This window comes from Paenibacillus xanthanilyticus, from assembly GCF_042682185.1.
Lineage (GTDB): Bacteria > Bacillota > Bacilli > Paenibacillales > Paenibacillaceae > Paenibacillus_Z > Paenibacillus_Z xanthanilyticus.
On the sequence record NZ_JBHUHA010000001.1, the window covers coordinates 2,664,677 to 2,679,190 of the forward strand.

At 56.5% G+C, this 14,514-nt stretch carries 16 protein-coding genes; 7 read left to right on the forward strand and 9 right to left on the reverse strand.

What is annotated here, in order from left to right; genetic code table 11:
* Positions 1-11: 11 nt before the first annotated feature.
* A complete protein-coding gene (locus ACFSKT_RS11245; RefSeq protein WP_377722827.1) occupies positions 12-332 on the reverse strand; it encodes a hypothetical protein in 321 nt (106 codons plus the stop codon).
* Between the two features lie 216 nt (positions 333-548).
* A complete protein-coding gene (locus ACFSKT_RS11250; RefSeq protein WP_377722879.1) occupies positions 549-1,475 on the reverse strand; it encodes an AraC family transcriptional regulator in 927 nt (308 codons plus the stop codon).
* A 188-nt stretch (positions 1,476-1,663) separates the two neighbouring features.
* Here ACFSKT_RS11250 and ACFSKT_RS11255 point away from each other — a divergent pair, with 188 nt between their 5' ends.
* The 4 genes from ACFSKT_RS11255 to ACFSKT_RS11270 all read left to right on the forward strand — a co-directional run bounded on the left by ACFSKT_RS11255 (position 1,664) and on the right by ACFSKT_RS11270 (position 4,470).
* Positions 1,664-2,407, forward strand: a complete 744-nt coding sequence (locus ACFSKT_RS11255; RefSeq protein ID WP_377722828.1) for an SDR family oxidoreductase — start codon at positions 1,664-1,666, stop codon at positions 2,405-2,407.
* A gap of 210 nt (positions 2,408-2,617) precedes the next feature.
* A complete protein-coding gene (locus ACFSKT_RS11260; protein WP_377722829.1) occupies positions 2,618-3,607 on the forward strand; it encodes a BadF/BadG/BcrA/BcrD ATPase family protein in 990 nt (329 codons plus the stop codon).
* Between the two features lie 206 nt (positions 3,608-3,813).
* Entirely contained in the window at positions 3,814-4,119 is a 306-nt protein-coding gene (locus ACFSKT_RS11265; RefSeq protein ID WP_377722880.1) for a hypothetical protein, read from the forward strand.
* A 60-nt stretch (positions 4,120-4,179) separates the two neighbouring features.
* Positions 4,180-4,470: a transporter gene (locus tag ACFSKT_RS11270; protein ID WP_377722830.1), complete on the forward strand. Its 291-nt coding sequence runs from the start codon at positions 4,180-4,182 to the stop codon at positions 4,468-4,470.
* A 111-nt stretch (positions 4,471-4,581) separates the two neighbouring features.
* Here ACFSKT_RS11270 and ACFSKT_RS11275 read toward each other — a convergent pair whose 3' ends face one another.
* Both ACFSKT_RS11275 and ACFSKT_RS11280 read right to left on the reverse strand, forming a co-directional pair.
* Positions 4,582-5,145, reverse strand: coding sequence for a hypothetical protein (locus tag ACFSKT_RS11275; protein ID WP_377722831.1), 564 nt, complete (start codon positions 5,143-5,145; stop codon positions 4,582-4,584).
* 63 nt (positions 5,146-5,208) lie between these two features.
* Positions 5,209-7,287 carry a beta-galactosidase gene (locus tag ACFSKT_RS11280; protein ID WP_377722832.1) on the reverse strand — a complete coding sequence of 693 codons (2,079 nt, stop codon included), beginning with the start codon at positions 7,285-7,287 and terminating at the stop codon, positions 5,209-5,211.
* A 188-nt stretch (positions 7,288-7,475) separates the two neighbouring features.
* Here ACFSKT_RS11280 and ACFSKT_RS11285 point away from each other — a divergent pair, with 188 nt between their 5' ends.
* The gene (locus ACFSKT_RS11285) at positions 7,476-8,321 is read left to right on the forward strand and encodes a helix-turn-helix transcriptional regulator (RefSeq protein WP_377722833.1); all 846 of its coding nucleotides are present in this window, start codon (positions 7,476-7,478) and stop codon (positions 8,319-8,321) included.
* A gap of 56 nt (positions 8,322-8,377) precedes the next feature.
* Here ACFSKT_RS11285 and ACFSKT_RS11290 read toward each other — a convergent pair whose 3' ends face one another.
* Positions 8,378-8,794 carry a hypothetical protein gene (locus tag ACFSKT_RS11290; protein ID WP_377722834.1) on the reverse strand — a complete coding sequence of 139 codons (417 nt, stop codon included), beginning with the start codon at positions 8,792-8,794 and terminating at the stop codon, positions 8,378-8,380.
* Positions 8,795-8,976: 182 nt separating this feature from the next.
* Between ACFSKT_RS11290 and ACFSKT_RS11295 the strand changes: the two genes are divergently transcribed.
* Positions 8,977-9,825, forward strand: a complete 849-nt coding sequence (locus ACFSKT_RS11295; protein WP_377722835.1) for a LysR family transcriptional regulator — start codon at positions 8,977-8,979, stop codon at positions 9,823-9,825.
* On the opposite strand, the gene ACFSKT_RS11300 is transcribed toward ACFSKT_RS11295, so the two are convergent.
* On the reverse strand, positions 9,822-10,478 hold the full coding sequence (locus tag ACFSKT_RS11300; RefSeq protein ID WP_377722836.1) for an NADPH-dependent F420 reductase: 657 nt from the start codon (positions 10,476-10,478) through the stop codon (positions 9,822-9,824). The genes ACFSKT_RS11295 and ACFSKT_RS11300 overlap by 4 nt on opposite strands.
* Before the next feature lie 106 nt (positions 10,479-10,584).
* On the reverse strand, positions 10,585-10,998 hold the full coding sequence (locus ACFSKT_RS11305) for an Lrp/AsnC family transcriptional regulator (protein ID WP_377722837.1): 414 nt from the start codon (positions 10,996-10,998) through the stop codon (positions 10,585-10,587).
* 132 nt (positions 10,999-11,130) lie between these two features.
* On the opposite strand from ACFSKT_RS11305, the gene ACFSKT_RS11310 reads away from it, so the two are divergent.
* Complete coding sequence (locus tag ACFSKT_RS11310; protein WP_377722838.1) at positions 11,131-11,889, forward strand: MBL fold metallo-hydrolase; 759 nt, start codon at positions 11,131-11,133, stop codon at positions 11,887-11,889.
* A 117-nt stretch (positions 11,890-12,006) separates the two neighbouring features.
* Here ACFSKT_RS11310 and ACFSKT_RS11315 read toward each other — a convergent pair whose 3' ends face one another.
* Complete coding sequence (locus ACFSKT_RS11315) at positions 12,007-12,807, reverse strand: phosphotransferase family protein (RefSeq protein ID WP_377722839.1); 801 nt, start codon at positions 12,805-12,807, stop codon at positions 12,007-12,009.
* Between the two features lie 127 nt (positions 12,808-12,934).
* Entirely contained in the window at positions 12,935-14,062 is a 1,128-nt protein-coding gene (locus tag ACFSKT_RS11320) for a hypothetical protein (protein WP_377722840.1), read from the reverse strand.
* Positions 14,063-14,514 lie beyond the last annotated feature (452 nt).

Genomic DNA, 14,514 nt, shown 5'->3' on the forward strand with positions numbered 1-14,514 from the left:
TTCAACTTCAACTACTTGTACACGATACTAGATTTATCAAAAAAATGGTTGAAAACCCCGGTAGCGCGGACAGTATACGCCATGTTGTCGTCAGCGTATTTATCTTCAACCTGAATGTAGAACGGGAGGGTTCGAACGTGTTTGCTCTCCCATTCTATAGGAGCTTGACCTCGTGTACATAAACGAATTTGACTTGGACCGCCTACTTCACACGTAATACCATGCTCCTGTTCAAGCCATAATTTATAATCTTCCTCATCTGGACATGTGAAATAAAGCAAACCTAATACGAGCAACAGGATACCTGTTATTGCCTTTACGTAGCGTTTCACCTGGCCCTCCTCGACTAATCCTGAAGTGGAATTAAATAGTAAGCCAAGGTCCGACCCTCTAGCATCACCAAGAGTGATCCTTAGTTTCAATAGACCGCTATACGCTCACTATACCACATATTGGAACCACGCTTACTGGTCCCCTCATAATTGTGCGCGTACGTTATGTCGTCTAGACGTACCCTGATGTGCCAAAGTTACAGCTGCACGCCAAGTTCAGCCGCGCACATCGGAGCTTGCAATAGAAGCACGAAGCGTCTGTACGTCCTGCATCGGCGGCCGTCCATACATTCGCGCATATTCCCGGCTGAACTGGGACGGGCTTTCGTAACCGACTTGGAAAGCCGCATCTGCGGCTGGCAGGCTCTCTGCCAGCATGAGACGCCGGGCTTCCTGCAGCCGCACCGTCTTCTGGTATTGCAGCGGGCTCAGTGCCGTGACGCGCTTGAAGTGTTTGTGGAAGGCCGAGGTACTCATGCGGACGGACTTGGCCAGCTCCTCGACCGCAAGCGGCCGGTCGAATTGCCGGTTGATCGACTGGATCGCCTGCGCGATGGCGTTGGCTTGGCTGCCGTGAATCGCGAATGGATGAATGAGCGCGCCTTGTTCACTCTGCAGCACCCGGTACAAAATTTCGCGAATCGTCAGCGGCGCGAGCACCGGAACGTCGTCCGGCTCATCCAGCAATTGCATCAGCCGCACGATCGCTTCAAGCAAGGCGGGAGACGTCCGATGGACGGTTATTCCGCGCGGCATCTCCGTTGTCAGGGTGGGCGGCCGATTCGTCTCCCGGACGAGGTCCAGGATGACGTCGGCGTCGAAGCTCAGCTTCAAGCTCAAATACGGCACCTCGGGCGACGCCTCGACGATCCGGCCGATGATCGGCAGTTCGACCGAGGTGACCAGGTACGTCGAGGGATCGTAGCGGTACGTCTCGTCGGCCAACGCGGCTGTCTTGGCGCCTTGCGCCACAACGCAAATCGACGGCTTATACACCGATTCCAGCGGTTCCGACGTCCGATCGGCATGCATAAGGGACAATCCGGGCACAGCCGTCCGGTATGTGCCGGTTGAAGGCGCATGCCGACGGATCAGGCTCGTCATTTCCCGCAACACCCGGGACGGGTACCTGTCATCATCCATCATCTTTTCTTCCCTCCCCCGCAGTCATTCCATTTTACGCTTATCATAGCGGGCCTGAAGAGGATTAGGCAAGGATCGGAGAGATCTATTCTAACGGTCGGCCCCAGGCCTTCGGTAAGATAAAAGCACAAGGACCGGGCACACGAACGAACGACGGTTCCATTTCCAAAATAAAGGAGCGTATGTACATGAACACGAACTTACAGGGAAAAGCAGCCATCGTCACGGGAGCGTCGCGGGGCATCGGACGGCAGATCGCGATCCAATTGGCGCAATCCGGCGCCAAGGTCGCCGTCAATTACACGTCGAACCCGGCGAAAGCGGATGAGGTCGTCGAGGCGATCCGGAACGCTGGCGGAGAAGCCGCCGCCATCCGCGCGGACATCGGCCAAGTAAAGGAGGTCGAAGCGCTGTTCGCGGAGACGCTCGAACGATTCGGCGCCGTCGACATACTCGTCAACAACGCCGGAGTCATGACATGTACAGCCATCGCCGACGTGACCGAGGAGATCTTCGACCGCCAGTTCGCGATCAATGTGAAAGGGACGTACTTCGCCTGCCAGCAAGCGATGCGGCATATGTCGCCGGGCGGGACGATCATCAACTTCTCCACCTCCGTGTCGGGCGCGATGATCCCGACGTACAGCGTCTACGCGGCCACCAAAGGGGCCGTCGAACAGCTTACCCGCCAGTTGGCTAAGGAGTTTGGTCCCAAGGATATCATCATCAACTGCATCGCGCCGGGGCAAGTGGCGACCGAGTTATTTCTGACCGGCAAGTCGGAGGAGCTCGTGGATTCGTACCGCCGGATGAACGCGTTCGGGCGGCTGGGCGAAGCGGAGGATATCGCGAACGCGGTCGAGCTGCTCGTCAGCGGCCAAGCGCGCTGGATCACCGGCCAGACGATTCGGGTGAACGGCGGGTTTAATTAAACCAGGCCTCATAAAAATACGAAGGCAGCCGTTCGTCGCGATCGGCTGCCTTCTCTACGCCCTAGCGGTCAGGCGGACGAAAGATTCGTTTTGGCTTGAAATAATCGGCAGGAAAGTCGAGTCACGCTGCGAATATGGTTACCTGGTAGGTTCGATACGGTCAAGGAATGAAGAAACCGAATGACCAGAATGGAATGGAGGCGAGTTGGAGTGTCGAGCGGAAATCTAATCATCGGAATCGATGGAGGCGGGTCCAAGACTCGCGTAGCCATTGCGGACATGGCGGGCAGCCTTCTGCTTTATCATGAATATCCGCGAGCAGCTTCGCGTTATAAAGACCACGCGGCTCAAGAGAATGTTCATACCGCGATTCATGCTGCGCTAGCAAAGGCGGGCCGTTCGCTGTCCGACGTTGGCGGCATTGCGGCTGGGGTAGCCGGGTTCGATAAGGACGAGGATCTCGTGTGGGTGCAGGAACTCACGAACTTGCCCGGCCTCTCGTGTCCGCGGTGGCATGTGAACGACGCGATCGTCGCCCACTACGGAGCGCTTGTCGCCAAACCCGGAATCGTGGCCATTTCCGGTACCGGCTCGAACATTTTCAGCATCAATGAGTCCGGCGCCCATTTGCGTAATTACGACTACTATCATTACGCTCCCAGCGCAGCCCGATTTTTATCGTACGAGACGGTCTATGAAGTTCTCGCGGGCCATACCGACTCTTCTGACCAGCCGCTCATCGATGCCATGCTCAGGTACTGGGGCGCAGCGAGCCTAATGGAATTGAACCGGATCGGGCTGAATGGGTTTCGACTTGGCGAGCAAGAGCGAAATCGGGTATTCGCTTCCTTTGCCCCGACCGTGACGCAAGCCGCTTTGGAAGGCGGCTCGCTGGCGCAGCGCGTATGTAACCGCGCCATCCATCAGCTTCTCGTCGGCATCAAACTGCTTGCCCGCAATTTCTCGAGCGATCCCGTTCCGGTCGCCTGCATCGGGAGCGTCATCCTGAGTCCCTACTTTCAACATCGGCTCGTCGAACTTTCAGGCGATTCGGCAGACGCCGGCTTCGAAATCGTAACTACCCAATTCCCGCCCGCCATAGGCGCTATCCTCTATGCCATGGAGCAGCTTCAGATCCCGATAAACGACGAAGTCATAACCACACTTGAACAAGCCCGTAACCTATATGAGGAAGAATAACGTAATTACGCTGCACCGACGCATCAAACGACAATGGCGCGACAAGGTTCATTCCTTGCCGCGCCCTTTTTGCCGTTCGCCATCTATTGCGCTTCGCGAAATGCTCGCCTCTTTCCATAATAGGCACCTAACCAGCGCGCCGCTTAGGCTTCCGCATACAATGAGGTGTACCTTTAAATGAGAGATGGAGGGCGTTAGCTTTGAGCATGCATTCACCTGGTCTTCAAGAACAGACCATTTACCACGCGAATCCGAACGTAAACCCTACGTTGAAATCCATTCGGGATCATATCCACCACGTATGCAGACAGCATGTGAATCGTTATGTGCGCGTCGAGACGATGGATGGCGATGTGTTCGAAGGCATCATCGTTCATTGCGACAAGGGCATTCTGTACCTCAAGCAGCCGGGGAAAGGCATGGGGCGCAGCTTTTCGCAAAACTACTATAACGACGTCATTTTGCCGCTTGTCCTATACGAGCTTCTCGTCATTACGCTGATGCTGCTGTAACGGTTGTCCGCTACTACACGACTGATCGGAATTCGTGATCCTTACAAAGGAGTGGTTAACATGGCATTCATGCCGCCGCAAGGACCGCCGGGCATGCAGCAGGGGCCCACGGCTCCTCCCCCTCAGTTCGCGCCGCAGCAGCCGGCCGCCTCGACGTTCGCGGTCGATCCAGGCGCCATATCGGGCTGTTTATACCGGAATACCTACGTCTGGCCGAGATTCGGGAACGGATTTTGGTTCTACCCGACCTTCGTCGGCCGCACCTCCGTGTCCGGCTACCGATGGAATGGACGCTTCTGGGTGTACTCGGGCCTTAGCTTGAGAAGCATCGAATCCTTTACCTGCTTCTAGCCGCATAATCCCGCTCGGTGCCGAAGCTGCCCGCGTCGAACAGCAAAAGCCGCCAATTCGGCGGCTTTTGCTCATTGCATCTTGCTTCTTGTCGCGGCTCGGTCAATAAACCTACCGCAGCCGGATCGTCAATCTTGCGGCTACGCCCGCCGGATTGGCCGGCGTACGCGGAGCGCCGAAGTTGAACGCGATGATGACGATATCGTTGCTGCCTCTTCTCAAGAAGCTCGCGATGTTCAGGGACCGGCCCGGATTAAAGAAGGACGGCGTGTTCTGCGGCTGGTCGAATACGACGGCTCGCCCGTTGATGAAGACGGCCGCGTAGTTGTCTACGGACAGCAGCAAGCGTGCCGAGTTGATCCGTCTCGTAATCCGGAACGTATTCGATATGATCGCGGTCTGGCTCCCAAGATCGCGGGCATTCCACACGTAATTGGCGCCGGGAACCTCCACCCAAGCCGGGTCTCTCGTGATGACGGCGGCATTGAACCACGTGTCGTCCGTGCCGATGATCGTCGTCGTCTGGTTGACCTCGATCGGACGGGCCGCGCGAGCTGCCCGCAAACGGCTGACATGACGGCGGTACATGCCCATGATTTTGTTTTTCGCTTCCGCACTCCGCTTCAACTTCACGACCTTGCTGGGGATGGCTCTACTCTTCTTGACATTTGCCAATGCACTCAACTCCTTAAAGGGAAGATGGTAGCATTGTATGTCTGATCGAAGATTTCGAAAGTGCTAGTGTCTATGAAACTCTGAAACAGGCTTCTCCAACACCCACACCCCGAACGCCGGCAGCTCGACTTCGCCTTCCAGCCAAGCGCCTGTCAACACATCCTGCACCCGCTGCTTGAGCAAGGCCGCCACCGGACGATCCGAATAGTTCAGCAGGAACACGTATGCGCCCGCATCCGAAGCGCGAATGCCAAGCTCCACTTCGGCCGGCACGTCCAGCCAGTCCGCAACCGGGGAGACCAGTCCAAGCTCGTCGATCAGCGCATCCACCACTTGCTCGCTGTATGCCGCGCCATAGTACCAGGCTTCGCCGCTGCCCGCCTTGCGCCGGGTTAATGCCGGCTCGCCTTCATAGTATTCGCTCGCGTATTTCGCCACGACTTCCACGTCCGGATGGTCTACGCGCAGAATTTCGTTAAAGCCGACCGCTTTCGTGCCCGCGGCAAGACGACCATCGGCGCCCTTAATGTCCGCTGCCTTCGCCGTGCCTTTGATCATCGTGTAATCCTCGACCGTCACGCCGCACAGCTCCGCGACCGGACCCGGCAATGGACGCATGTTCACTTGGCCGGTCGGATTTTTGTACCCCGTGCGCGCGCCGAAGAAGAGCTTGCCGCCCTGCTCCACGTACCGCTGCAGCAGATCCGCCGTCTCCTCCGTCATGATCGCCGCATGCGGATAGACGATGACGTTATACTTCGCCAGATCCGCTAGCGTCGTCGCCGGACGCAGTGTGATGCGGTCTACCGGAATGTGCCGGTATTGCAGCTGTTTGAACCAAGCGCGCTGGCTCTGCCATTGGAACGGTCCGTGCCAGACGTCGAATTCGCCGTCCCAGTGGTTGTCGTAGTCCGACAGCAGCGCGATGTCCGCCTGGTACGTCGTCCCCGCGATCGCCCCGCCGATCTTGGCGAATTCCGCGCCTACCTGCCCGACCTCGCGCACTCTGCGGTTCGGCTGATTGTGGTGGTCGTTAATGCCGTGCCAGTAAATCTCGGTGCCCATCGTCGCCGTGCGCCAGCGGAAGTAGACGAGCAGGTCGCAGCCGTGCAGCACGGATTGGTATGACCAGAGCCGGATTTGACCCGGTCTCGGCGAGGCCATCTCCATCCGGTTCACCCAGCCGCCCGGGCCGGATTGCTGCTCCATGACGCAGAAGTTCGGCGAGATCGAGCGCACGTTCGCGAGGTTCATGCTCCACGCCCGGTCCTTGAGCGGCTTCTCGTCGTCTCCCTGGAAGATCGTCGAGAACTGCGGATATGAATCGTACGAGAAGAAGTCCAGCACCTCGTCCGTCATCGCATGGTTGTCCAGATGGCCGAACAGCCCGTTCGTCGTCACCCAATGCTGCGGCGCCAGCTCGCGGATAATGTCGCCCTGCAGCTTCGCGAACGAGATCGTGTTGTCCGAGATGAATCGCTTCTCGTCCAGCGCGAGATGCGGATTCGGCGACGGATTCGCCATTGGCCGCGTCAGGTAGACCTGCTCCCAATCCGAGTACGTCTGACTCCAGAACACCGTGCCCCATGCTTCATTCAGCTTCTCCAGCGTCCCGTAGCGCGCCTTCAGCCACTGCCGGAACGCGACATGGTCGGCCTCGGCATAATACACGTTCGATTCACAGTTGAACTCGTTGTCGATCTGCCAGCCGATGACGGCCGGATGGTCCTTGTACGCCTCGACCATGTTCCGCGTGATCCGCGCGCACAGCTCCCGGTATTTCGGACTGGAGTAGTTATAATGGCGGCGCATGCCGTGCCGGTGCAGCGTGCCGTCCACGTCCGCATTGAGCACCTCGGGATATTTGTGCGTGAGCCATGCGGGCGGCGTCGCCGTCGGCGTCCCCAGAATGACCTTCAATCCATATTGGTGCGCCAAGTCCATGACCCGCGTGAAAAAGCTGAAATCGAACCGCCCTTCCTCCGGCTCCATGATCGCCCACGCGAACTCGGCCATCCGCACGACCGAGATGTTCAGCTCCCGCATACGGCGAAAATCGTCCTCCCACAGCGCCTCCGGCCAATGCTCCGGATAATAACATACGCCTAACGTTAATTCGTCCACCTGTATCGATTTTGCCATCTGATGCGGCCTCCTTATCGGTTCTCGTACCTTCATTCTAGAGGACGCCCCTGTCGGATGGATATGACAAATTCATGCGAAAGATATGAAATTGTTGTCATGCATGATAGCGGAATGCTTGCTATAATGTCGGGTAGAGTGGTTATCGTTGAAAATTATTGCGTTTTCTTCTGGAGGTGCAGCACCGTATGAAAGAACACCTTTTCCTCCCCAAGCCGATCTTCCCGCGGCATGTCTGCTTCCCGGATTTCATCGGCGGGTACAGCGATTTTCCCGAGCATACCGTCCATCGGGAATTCGCGACCACGGACGTTAATTTGGACCGCTGCTATAACCTGCACATCGTGCTCGAAGGCAAAGGATATGTGCAGGAAGGCGGCACAACGTACGAGCTGACGCGCGGGCAAGGCTTCCTGTACGGTCCCGGCCTTCGGCAGCGGTATTACGCGGACGCGCGGGAGCCGTGGAACATTCGGTGGGTGCACTTCTATGGCTCCCGGGTGGAGGAATTGCTGAATGGCAAAGGGTTGGACGAGCCGTGGCTGTTCGGACTATCGGAGCTGGATCCGATCGCTTCGTCGGTCGAGCGGCTGCTCGAATTGGGGAGGACGTACGAGGTGGAGGACGAATACGCGGTCGCCGGGACGCTGTACGAGCTGCTCACCCGGCTGCAGGCGATGGCGACGCGGCTCAACGTCCCGGTTAATCTGGCCGCGGACAAAATCCGGGCGGCCGCCAACTACGTGCGCGCGCACTGCCATAAGCCGTTCACGCTCGAGGAGGCGGCGGCGATCGCCGGCTACAGCCCGCATTATTTCAGCCGCAAATTCAGCGCAACGTTCGGCATGTCGTTCCCCGATTTCGTGCTGGAAGCCCGCATTCTCCAGGCCAAGCGCCTGCTCGCCTCCACCCGCCTGTCCGTCAAGCAGATCGCGATGGAGACCGGCTTCTCGCAGACGAGCTACTTCAGCAAATGCTTCCGGCGCGCAGAGGGGATGACGCCGCTGGATTTTCGGAGGCTGCATCAGGAATAACGTGAAGGCACCCTGAAGGGAGATGCCCGATCAGAGTGCCTTGTCTCATCTCAACGTTATGGAGTCGCTTGTTCGTCGTCATAGCCGAGAATGATCTTGTTGATCGGATCGAAATAGATACCGATCGCGCCTTCCTCGTCGCCTTTCATCGACTTGAAGCTGACTTTATAAATGGGCTGCTCGGTTAAAATGCCCTTGATGCGGTCCGGGACCTCCGCCCATGAAATCACGGCAAGGTAAGCCCCTCCGCTTCCGCCGACGACCGTTTGCCGCTCTTCATCGGACAGCGATTCCCATGCCATCACCTTTAACTGTTCCGAAATTTGATAGAACTTTTCCTCCCAGTTGCCGTGCGCGAGTTGATAGAGCTCGGCTTGCGTTCGGCCCTTGGGCTCGCCTGAGGTGCAGCTGCTGGCGAGGAGACAAATAAGCAAGAGGAAACCGACCTTGTACCGTAGATTTACGCGTCGCATTTTATCCTCCCCGAGATTCAAGTAAAGTGATTTTTGCCCTTTCTTTTCCATGGTACAGCACTTAACCGATCATGTTAACGCGTGTCATCAACTCGTTTTTATATAAATCAATTCCTGTTCGCCCGCCACCGCACCGAGATTATGGTACGATAGCAATAAATGGATATCGGAGGCGCACGAACGTGAACACGGATTTTCTAATCGGTTTTATGGAGACGGCCCGCACCAAAAGCATCGCGAAAGCGAGCGAGGCGCTGCATCTGTCGCATACCGCGCTCAGCAAGCAGCTGCGCAGCTTGGAGCAGCAGTTCGACGTCCAGCTGTTCACCCGTTCTTCGCAAGGGGTGGAATTGACGGAGGCCGGGAAGGTCTTGTACGACTCCTCGACGGTACTGCTGGAGCAGCTGGCCGTCCTGACCAAGGCGCTGGAGCCCCATAAAGTGTGGAAGCAAATTCGGATCGGGACGGTGCCGGATATCGCTTCCCGGTATCTGTTGCCTTCGCTTCACAAATTGGAGGCGCATGGTCATCAAGCGGAGTTGGTCTATCGGCAGTCTACGGCGGAGGCCTATAAGATGTTGATGAACGGGGAAGTGGACTTGCTCGTGGCCGAACGCATCTCGATGCACCCGGCATTATGGATGGGGGATCTGGATCGGGAGCCGTTATTCGCGGTCGTGCCCAAGGCGCACCCTTTCGCAGCGCAAACCGCCGTCGAGTTGGACGAATTAAGCAGCGAGCCCCTCGTCCTGTACGCGGAAGGCTGCACCATTCGCGCCAAATTGACGGACTTATTCCTCACCCTGAATCTCCCCATGCACATCAAAACCGAGGTGAGCTTCAAAGAAGTCATCCTCGGTTATGTGGATCATGGCGCGGGACTGACCGTGCTGCCGGAGTCCCATATGAGCTCGCTGCCTGCGGAGCGATTAGTCGGCGTTCCGCTCGGTCATCCGGATGCCGTGCGCACGATCGCCGTGTTCAGCACGAACCGGCAGAAAGGCAAGAAGATGGTCCAGCTGCTCCGTTAAATCACGGGGACGGCTTCCGGAATCCCGAACACTTGGAGCGAAATGTATGGATACGTGCCATAGCGGACAGCCAGTTCGAGCTCCAGCAGCGTGAATCGTTCGATCGTCCGGTTGTTGGCGAGCGGTCCGGCATGCAGGAAACGGAACGGAAGCGGGTTGAACCGCTGGATGAACTGCTGCACTGCATCCTCGTCATCCCCGGTGACGAGCACGTCGCTTTGGCGATCCTGGAAGACGGGATTGTCGAAGACATGGAAGAACGTATTCTTGAAGGCGCCGATGACGATCGACTCCGGCAGCAGCGCCTGCAGCCGTTCGGCGGAGGACTCGCCCCATGCCGTCGTGAAGCCGCTGAAGTCGGCGTTGAACGGATTGGCGATATCGACGACGATTTTATCCTTCAGCCGATCTCGATTCGCTTGCGCCCATTCCATCATCGCCGCGGCCGGGAAAGCCGGAATGATGATGTCCGCCTGCAGCGCGTCCTCATACGTGCCGGTTACGATTCGTTCCTGCCGGAAGCTTTTGGCCAGCTCCCCCGCTTCTTCCGGATTGCGCGAACCCCAGAAGACTGTTCCTTCCAAATTCGCCGCCGCTTGTTTCACCAAAGCTTTGCCCATATTGCCTGTTCCCAGTACGCTGATTGTTTTCATGTTTATCACTCCTTCTCTGAATTGATTTCAGCTTATCAGAGAAAGAGAACCCTTCGAAGTTCCGCGATTTCGTACCCCTCCCACTTTTGGTTTCGGCGTCGCCTCCTCACTGCTTCTTAATCACCATCGAGATCTTATAATTCGCATACTCGTTAAGCCGCACCAGAAACTCATCCAGCACCTCGTTGGACGGAAACCGGCATTCCAGCAAATAGCAGCCGTCGCCGCTGATTTTATAGTTTCGCAGCACGTGAGCCTCTTGCGTCTTGATGAAGGAGAGGAACGGCTCGTGCTGTACGTTTTTGGTGAAGATCGTAATGAACGCGTGCATGAAACACCCGATCTTGGCTTGATTGACTTTAATCGTATACCCTTCGATAACCCCGTTATCCTCCAGCTTAGCCACGCGCGACGCGGCCGCTTGCCCCGTGAGATGAACCTTCTCACCCAACTCCTTCATCGTAATCCGGCTGTTCTTCGCCAGCTCTTCCAGAATGCGTCGATCGGTCTGATCTAACACGCCATCACGTCCTTATCTTGAATCGATACTTTCAAAAATCAAGCCAAATGCGCAAATGACTTGATTCGTGCTCTGTAACAGTCTGCCGTTCCTCGTGTACACTCTACATATAAAAATTCAGGAGCTGATAAAATGAAAGTAACCCAAGTGAGAAATGCCACGTTGATCGTCGAATATTCCGGAAAAACATTCCTCATCGACCCCTTCTTGGCGGAGAAAGGCGCCTATCCGCCAATTCCCAACTCGGTCCGTCAAGATCAACGGAATCCGTTGTTCGACCTGCCGCTTCCCATCGACACTATTATAAAGGCCGATGCCATCCTTGTAACCCATCTCCATCAAGACCATTTCGACGATGCGGCCAAAGCGGCGCTGCCCAAGGATATCAAGCTGTTCGTGCAAAGCGACGCGGATGCGGTTGAAGTTCGCAAAGCCGGTTTCCAGAACGTCGAGGTGCTCACGGCGAGTACGATTTTCGAGGATATCCAGCTTATTATAACGAAAGGCGAACACGGCAGAGGCGCGCTCGTCCAACTCGCCGGTCCCGTCAGCGGCGTCGTATTCAAGCACCCGAGCGAGAAAACGCTCTACGTCGCGGGCGATACGGTCTGGTATGAAGGCGTACAAGAGGAGATCGCCGCGCATAGGCCCGACGTCATCGCGGTCAACGGCGGCGACAATCAGTTTCTGCAGGGCGGCTCGCTCGTCATGGGCAAGGAGGATATTTACGAGGTTCACAAGGCTGCGCCCGAAGCGACGATTATCGCCACCCATATGGAAGCCGTCAATCATTGGACGTTGTCGAGAGCGGAATTAAGAGACTTCATCGCGGAGAAAGGCATGACATCGCGCGTGCTCGTGCCGGAAGACGGGGAGTCGTACGTGTTCTGAAAAATAGGTAGGGGCCATGCCGATCGTCATCGCCGATGACCCCGGTATGGCCCTTCCTGATTAGACGACAAGTAGCGTTCCTTGGTTAGCCGGACTTAATCCCGTCTCCATTAGCGCTCAGCTTGGATCGATCGCCGCTTGCAGCCGATTCACGATCTCGACTTGTTCCTCGCCACGCAATTCGCAGATCCGTGCCGCCAATGTCGGTGCCAGCCAATCATCGAGCAAGCTTCGATCGATCCCTGTCAGTCTGACATATTCGCTTACATACGCTTCAGCGAATAGGTCGCGCAGCGCCCGCTCCGTCAACCACACGGGAGCCTGCGGCGGCTGGGCGCTCGAGTTGATCATCATGTACGATCGGGCGACATCCGCGAGCGGATCGCCGACCAACGCGTTCATCCAATCGATGATGACCGGCCCGTTCGGGGACAGGATAATGTTGCCTGGATGGAGGTCATAATGGCAGAGCGCATTGCCATCGGGCAGCGACTCCAGCTTGCCGAGCACGACCGCTTTGTCCGGTTGGGCGATGCCCGCCTTATGGTGAATGCGCGCGGCCAATTCGAACTTTAAATTGGAGGAGATGTCCAGCTCTGCCGCATGCAATTCCGCCTGCAGCCGCGCCATTAGCCGGGCATATTCGGTCACGCCTGATTTCGTCGGCTGTATGCAGGCAAGCATCGTCGGCCCATCGATCTTCTCGTAGAGGAGACACGTCTTGCCCTCGTACTCTATCATTCCGGAGAACCGAGGCGCCTTGACGACAAGCCGGCTAACGAGCTCCGCATTTCGCGCTTCCTTCATCGCCTCTTCCCGTGAACCCTCCCGAAGATGAAATATTTTGATTACTTCGCTCGCGCCCCATTCATACACATGTGCCGTATTCCCGACGCCCAAGAGCTGACCTGTTCTCATCGCGAGGTCTCCTTTCCTGCAACTCTATCGCCGCATGCGATCGTCTTTGATTCATCATACCACATACTGGAAAGGAGCAGCCCGTTGCAGGCTGCTCCTTCTTTTCGATCCTCGGACATCGCTGTCGCTATTTCCCCGTATACGCATATTCAGCGTCGCTGATCATCAGGAACTCCACCAGACCGTCCCCGGATTCCGTGAACAGCGGGCTAATAATATAAGCGGGCTTGTTGTCCATCAGATTGAAAGGATCGGCGTCCCCTAGCGGAACCAGCTTGTCCCCTGCCCCTGGCGACGGAATAAGGACATACGTCAGACTAGAATCGTCGCTATGCTTGGGTTGACCGTAGAGCGCTTCGAAAACCGTTCGGCTCGTCAGCAACCCCGCTCCCCGCGGCGTCTTATACAGCGTCTTCGCCTCGGTCAGCTGCAGCATAAGCGCGACGACCCGGTCATTCCGGTAACCAATTCTAATGCCGTCGTACCATGTGCCGAACAGCGACTCGTCGGTAGGCTTGCCGATAATCGCCTCGGCTTCCTTCCTCGTCATCCCCAAGGACACGCGGGATTGCGTGCCTTCTTGTACCAAAGCGAGATCGGCCATCGTCATCGGCTTCGCGGCCTCTGTCGGCATTAACGCCTTATTGTTGCGTTCGATACGTGCTTTGGCCTTCGCTGTGTAATCGCTACGCGTGAGCTGAATGCCGTACAAGTTCCCTAGCCCATTCACGGACAGCTCGAGCAAATAAAAGTCCGATCGGCCCGCATATCGCTGCAGCTCCTGCGCCCCTTTCAGCAGTACGAGCGTCCCCAACTTCGCATCCCGACGGTAACCGTAGGTCAGCGTATTCGGAACGGAAGGCGCGCCAAGCTTCTGGGACGCGTTCGCCAGACTGGTGTTCACGCTCACGCCGCTTGCGAGCGACGACGCCTCACCCAGCGAGAACAGGGCCAACCGGCCGTTCATGTACCCCGCCATGACATCGCCATACATGTAATAGTCGCCGCCGTCCGGAGAACGGTACGCTTCCGGCTCGCCGAGGAGCCTGTCGACGCTCGCCTTGGTCATACCCATTCGGATGACCGCCGTTCGGCCGTCTACGCGATGCAGGACCGTCAGCTTCAGATCGCGCACCACCCTGCCGACTTGAGCTGGATGCATGCTCGGTTCGGCTGCAGTTTCCGGGGGCAAGTTAACGAATAACAACGCAGCTAGAATGGATAGGATGAACGTTCTTACGTTTACTCGTTTCACTACAGACCCTCGTTTCTACGAGAGGACTCTTCTTTTAATTGGGTTCTCGTCATGTATTCCTCGTACGCTTCTTCAACTTTTTCTTTACACACCTTTTGCCAAGTATCCTTAAGTTTGGCAACCAGTTGTTCATTATAGGGTTCTGGTTCCATATCACCGCCGAAACCGATCCAACAATCATGCCCGACTTCCCCATTTTCATGAGCGTAGGCAATTTCGTTTGGTGCAGGAACATGCCCTGCGAACTGACATTCATTTCCCAAGCAATGATAACCTGGTCTTTTTATACCGTATTCGCAGAATGCAGGGACAGGTTCTTTCTCCTCCGTGTCACCGATTCCATACAAACAATGCAGTTCAATAATCAGATGGGTGAACGCGATGAGAATCCCCTTCTTTCAAAATCAAGTCTTGCTCACAAGTGTAACATGAATACTTGAGTCTTTAACATG

What these genes read in the sequence shown, in the direction of transcription:
- ACFSKT_RS11280 (WP_377722832.1), bottom strand. Translation starts at nt 7,287, where the DNA reads ATGGCAAAATCGATACAGGTGGACGAATTAACGTTAGGCGTATGTTAT.
- ACFSKT_RS11310 (WP_377722838.1), top strand. Translation starts at nt 11,131, where the DNA reads ATGAAAGTAACCCAAGTGAGAAATGCCACGTTGATCGTCGAATATTCC.
- ACFSKT_RS11270 (WP_377722830.1), top strand. Translation starts at nt 4,180, where the DNA reads ATGGCATTCATGCCGCCGCAAGGACCGCCGGGCATGCAGCAGGGGCCC.
- ACFSKT_RS11255 (WP_377722828.1), top strand. Translation starts at nt 1,664, where the DNA reads ATGAACACGAACTTACAGGGAAAAGCAGCCATCGTCACGGGAGCGTCG.
- ACFSKT_RS11265 (WP_377722880.1), top strand. Translation starts at nt 3,814, where the DNA reads ATGCATTCACCTGGTCTTCAAGAACAGACCATTTACCACGCGAATCCG.
- ACFSKT_RS11315 (WP_377722839.1), bottom strand. Translation starts at nt 12,807, where the DNA reads ATGAGAACAGGTCAGCTCTTGGGCGTCGGGAATACGGCACATGTGTAT.
- ACFSKT_RS11250 (WP_377722879.1), bottom strand. Translation starts at nt 1,475, where the DNA reads ATGGATGATGACAGGTACCCGTCCCGGGTGTTGCGGGAAATGACGAGC.
- ACFSKT_RS11300 (WP_377722836.1), bottom strand. Translation starts at nt 10,478, where the DNA reads ATGAAAACAATCAGCGTACTGGGAACAGGCAATATGGGCAAAGCTTTG.
- ACFSKT_RS11290 (WP_377722834.1), bottom strand. Translation starts at nt 8,794, where the DNA reads ATGCGACGCGTAAATCTACGGTACAAGGTCGGTTTCCTCTTGCTTATT.
- ACFSKT_RS11285 (WP_377722833.1), top strand. Translation starts at nt 7,476, where the DNA reads ATGAAAGAACACCTTTTCCTCCCCAAGCCGATCTTCCCGCGGCATGTC.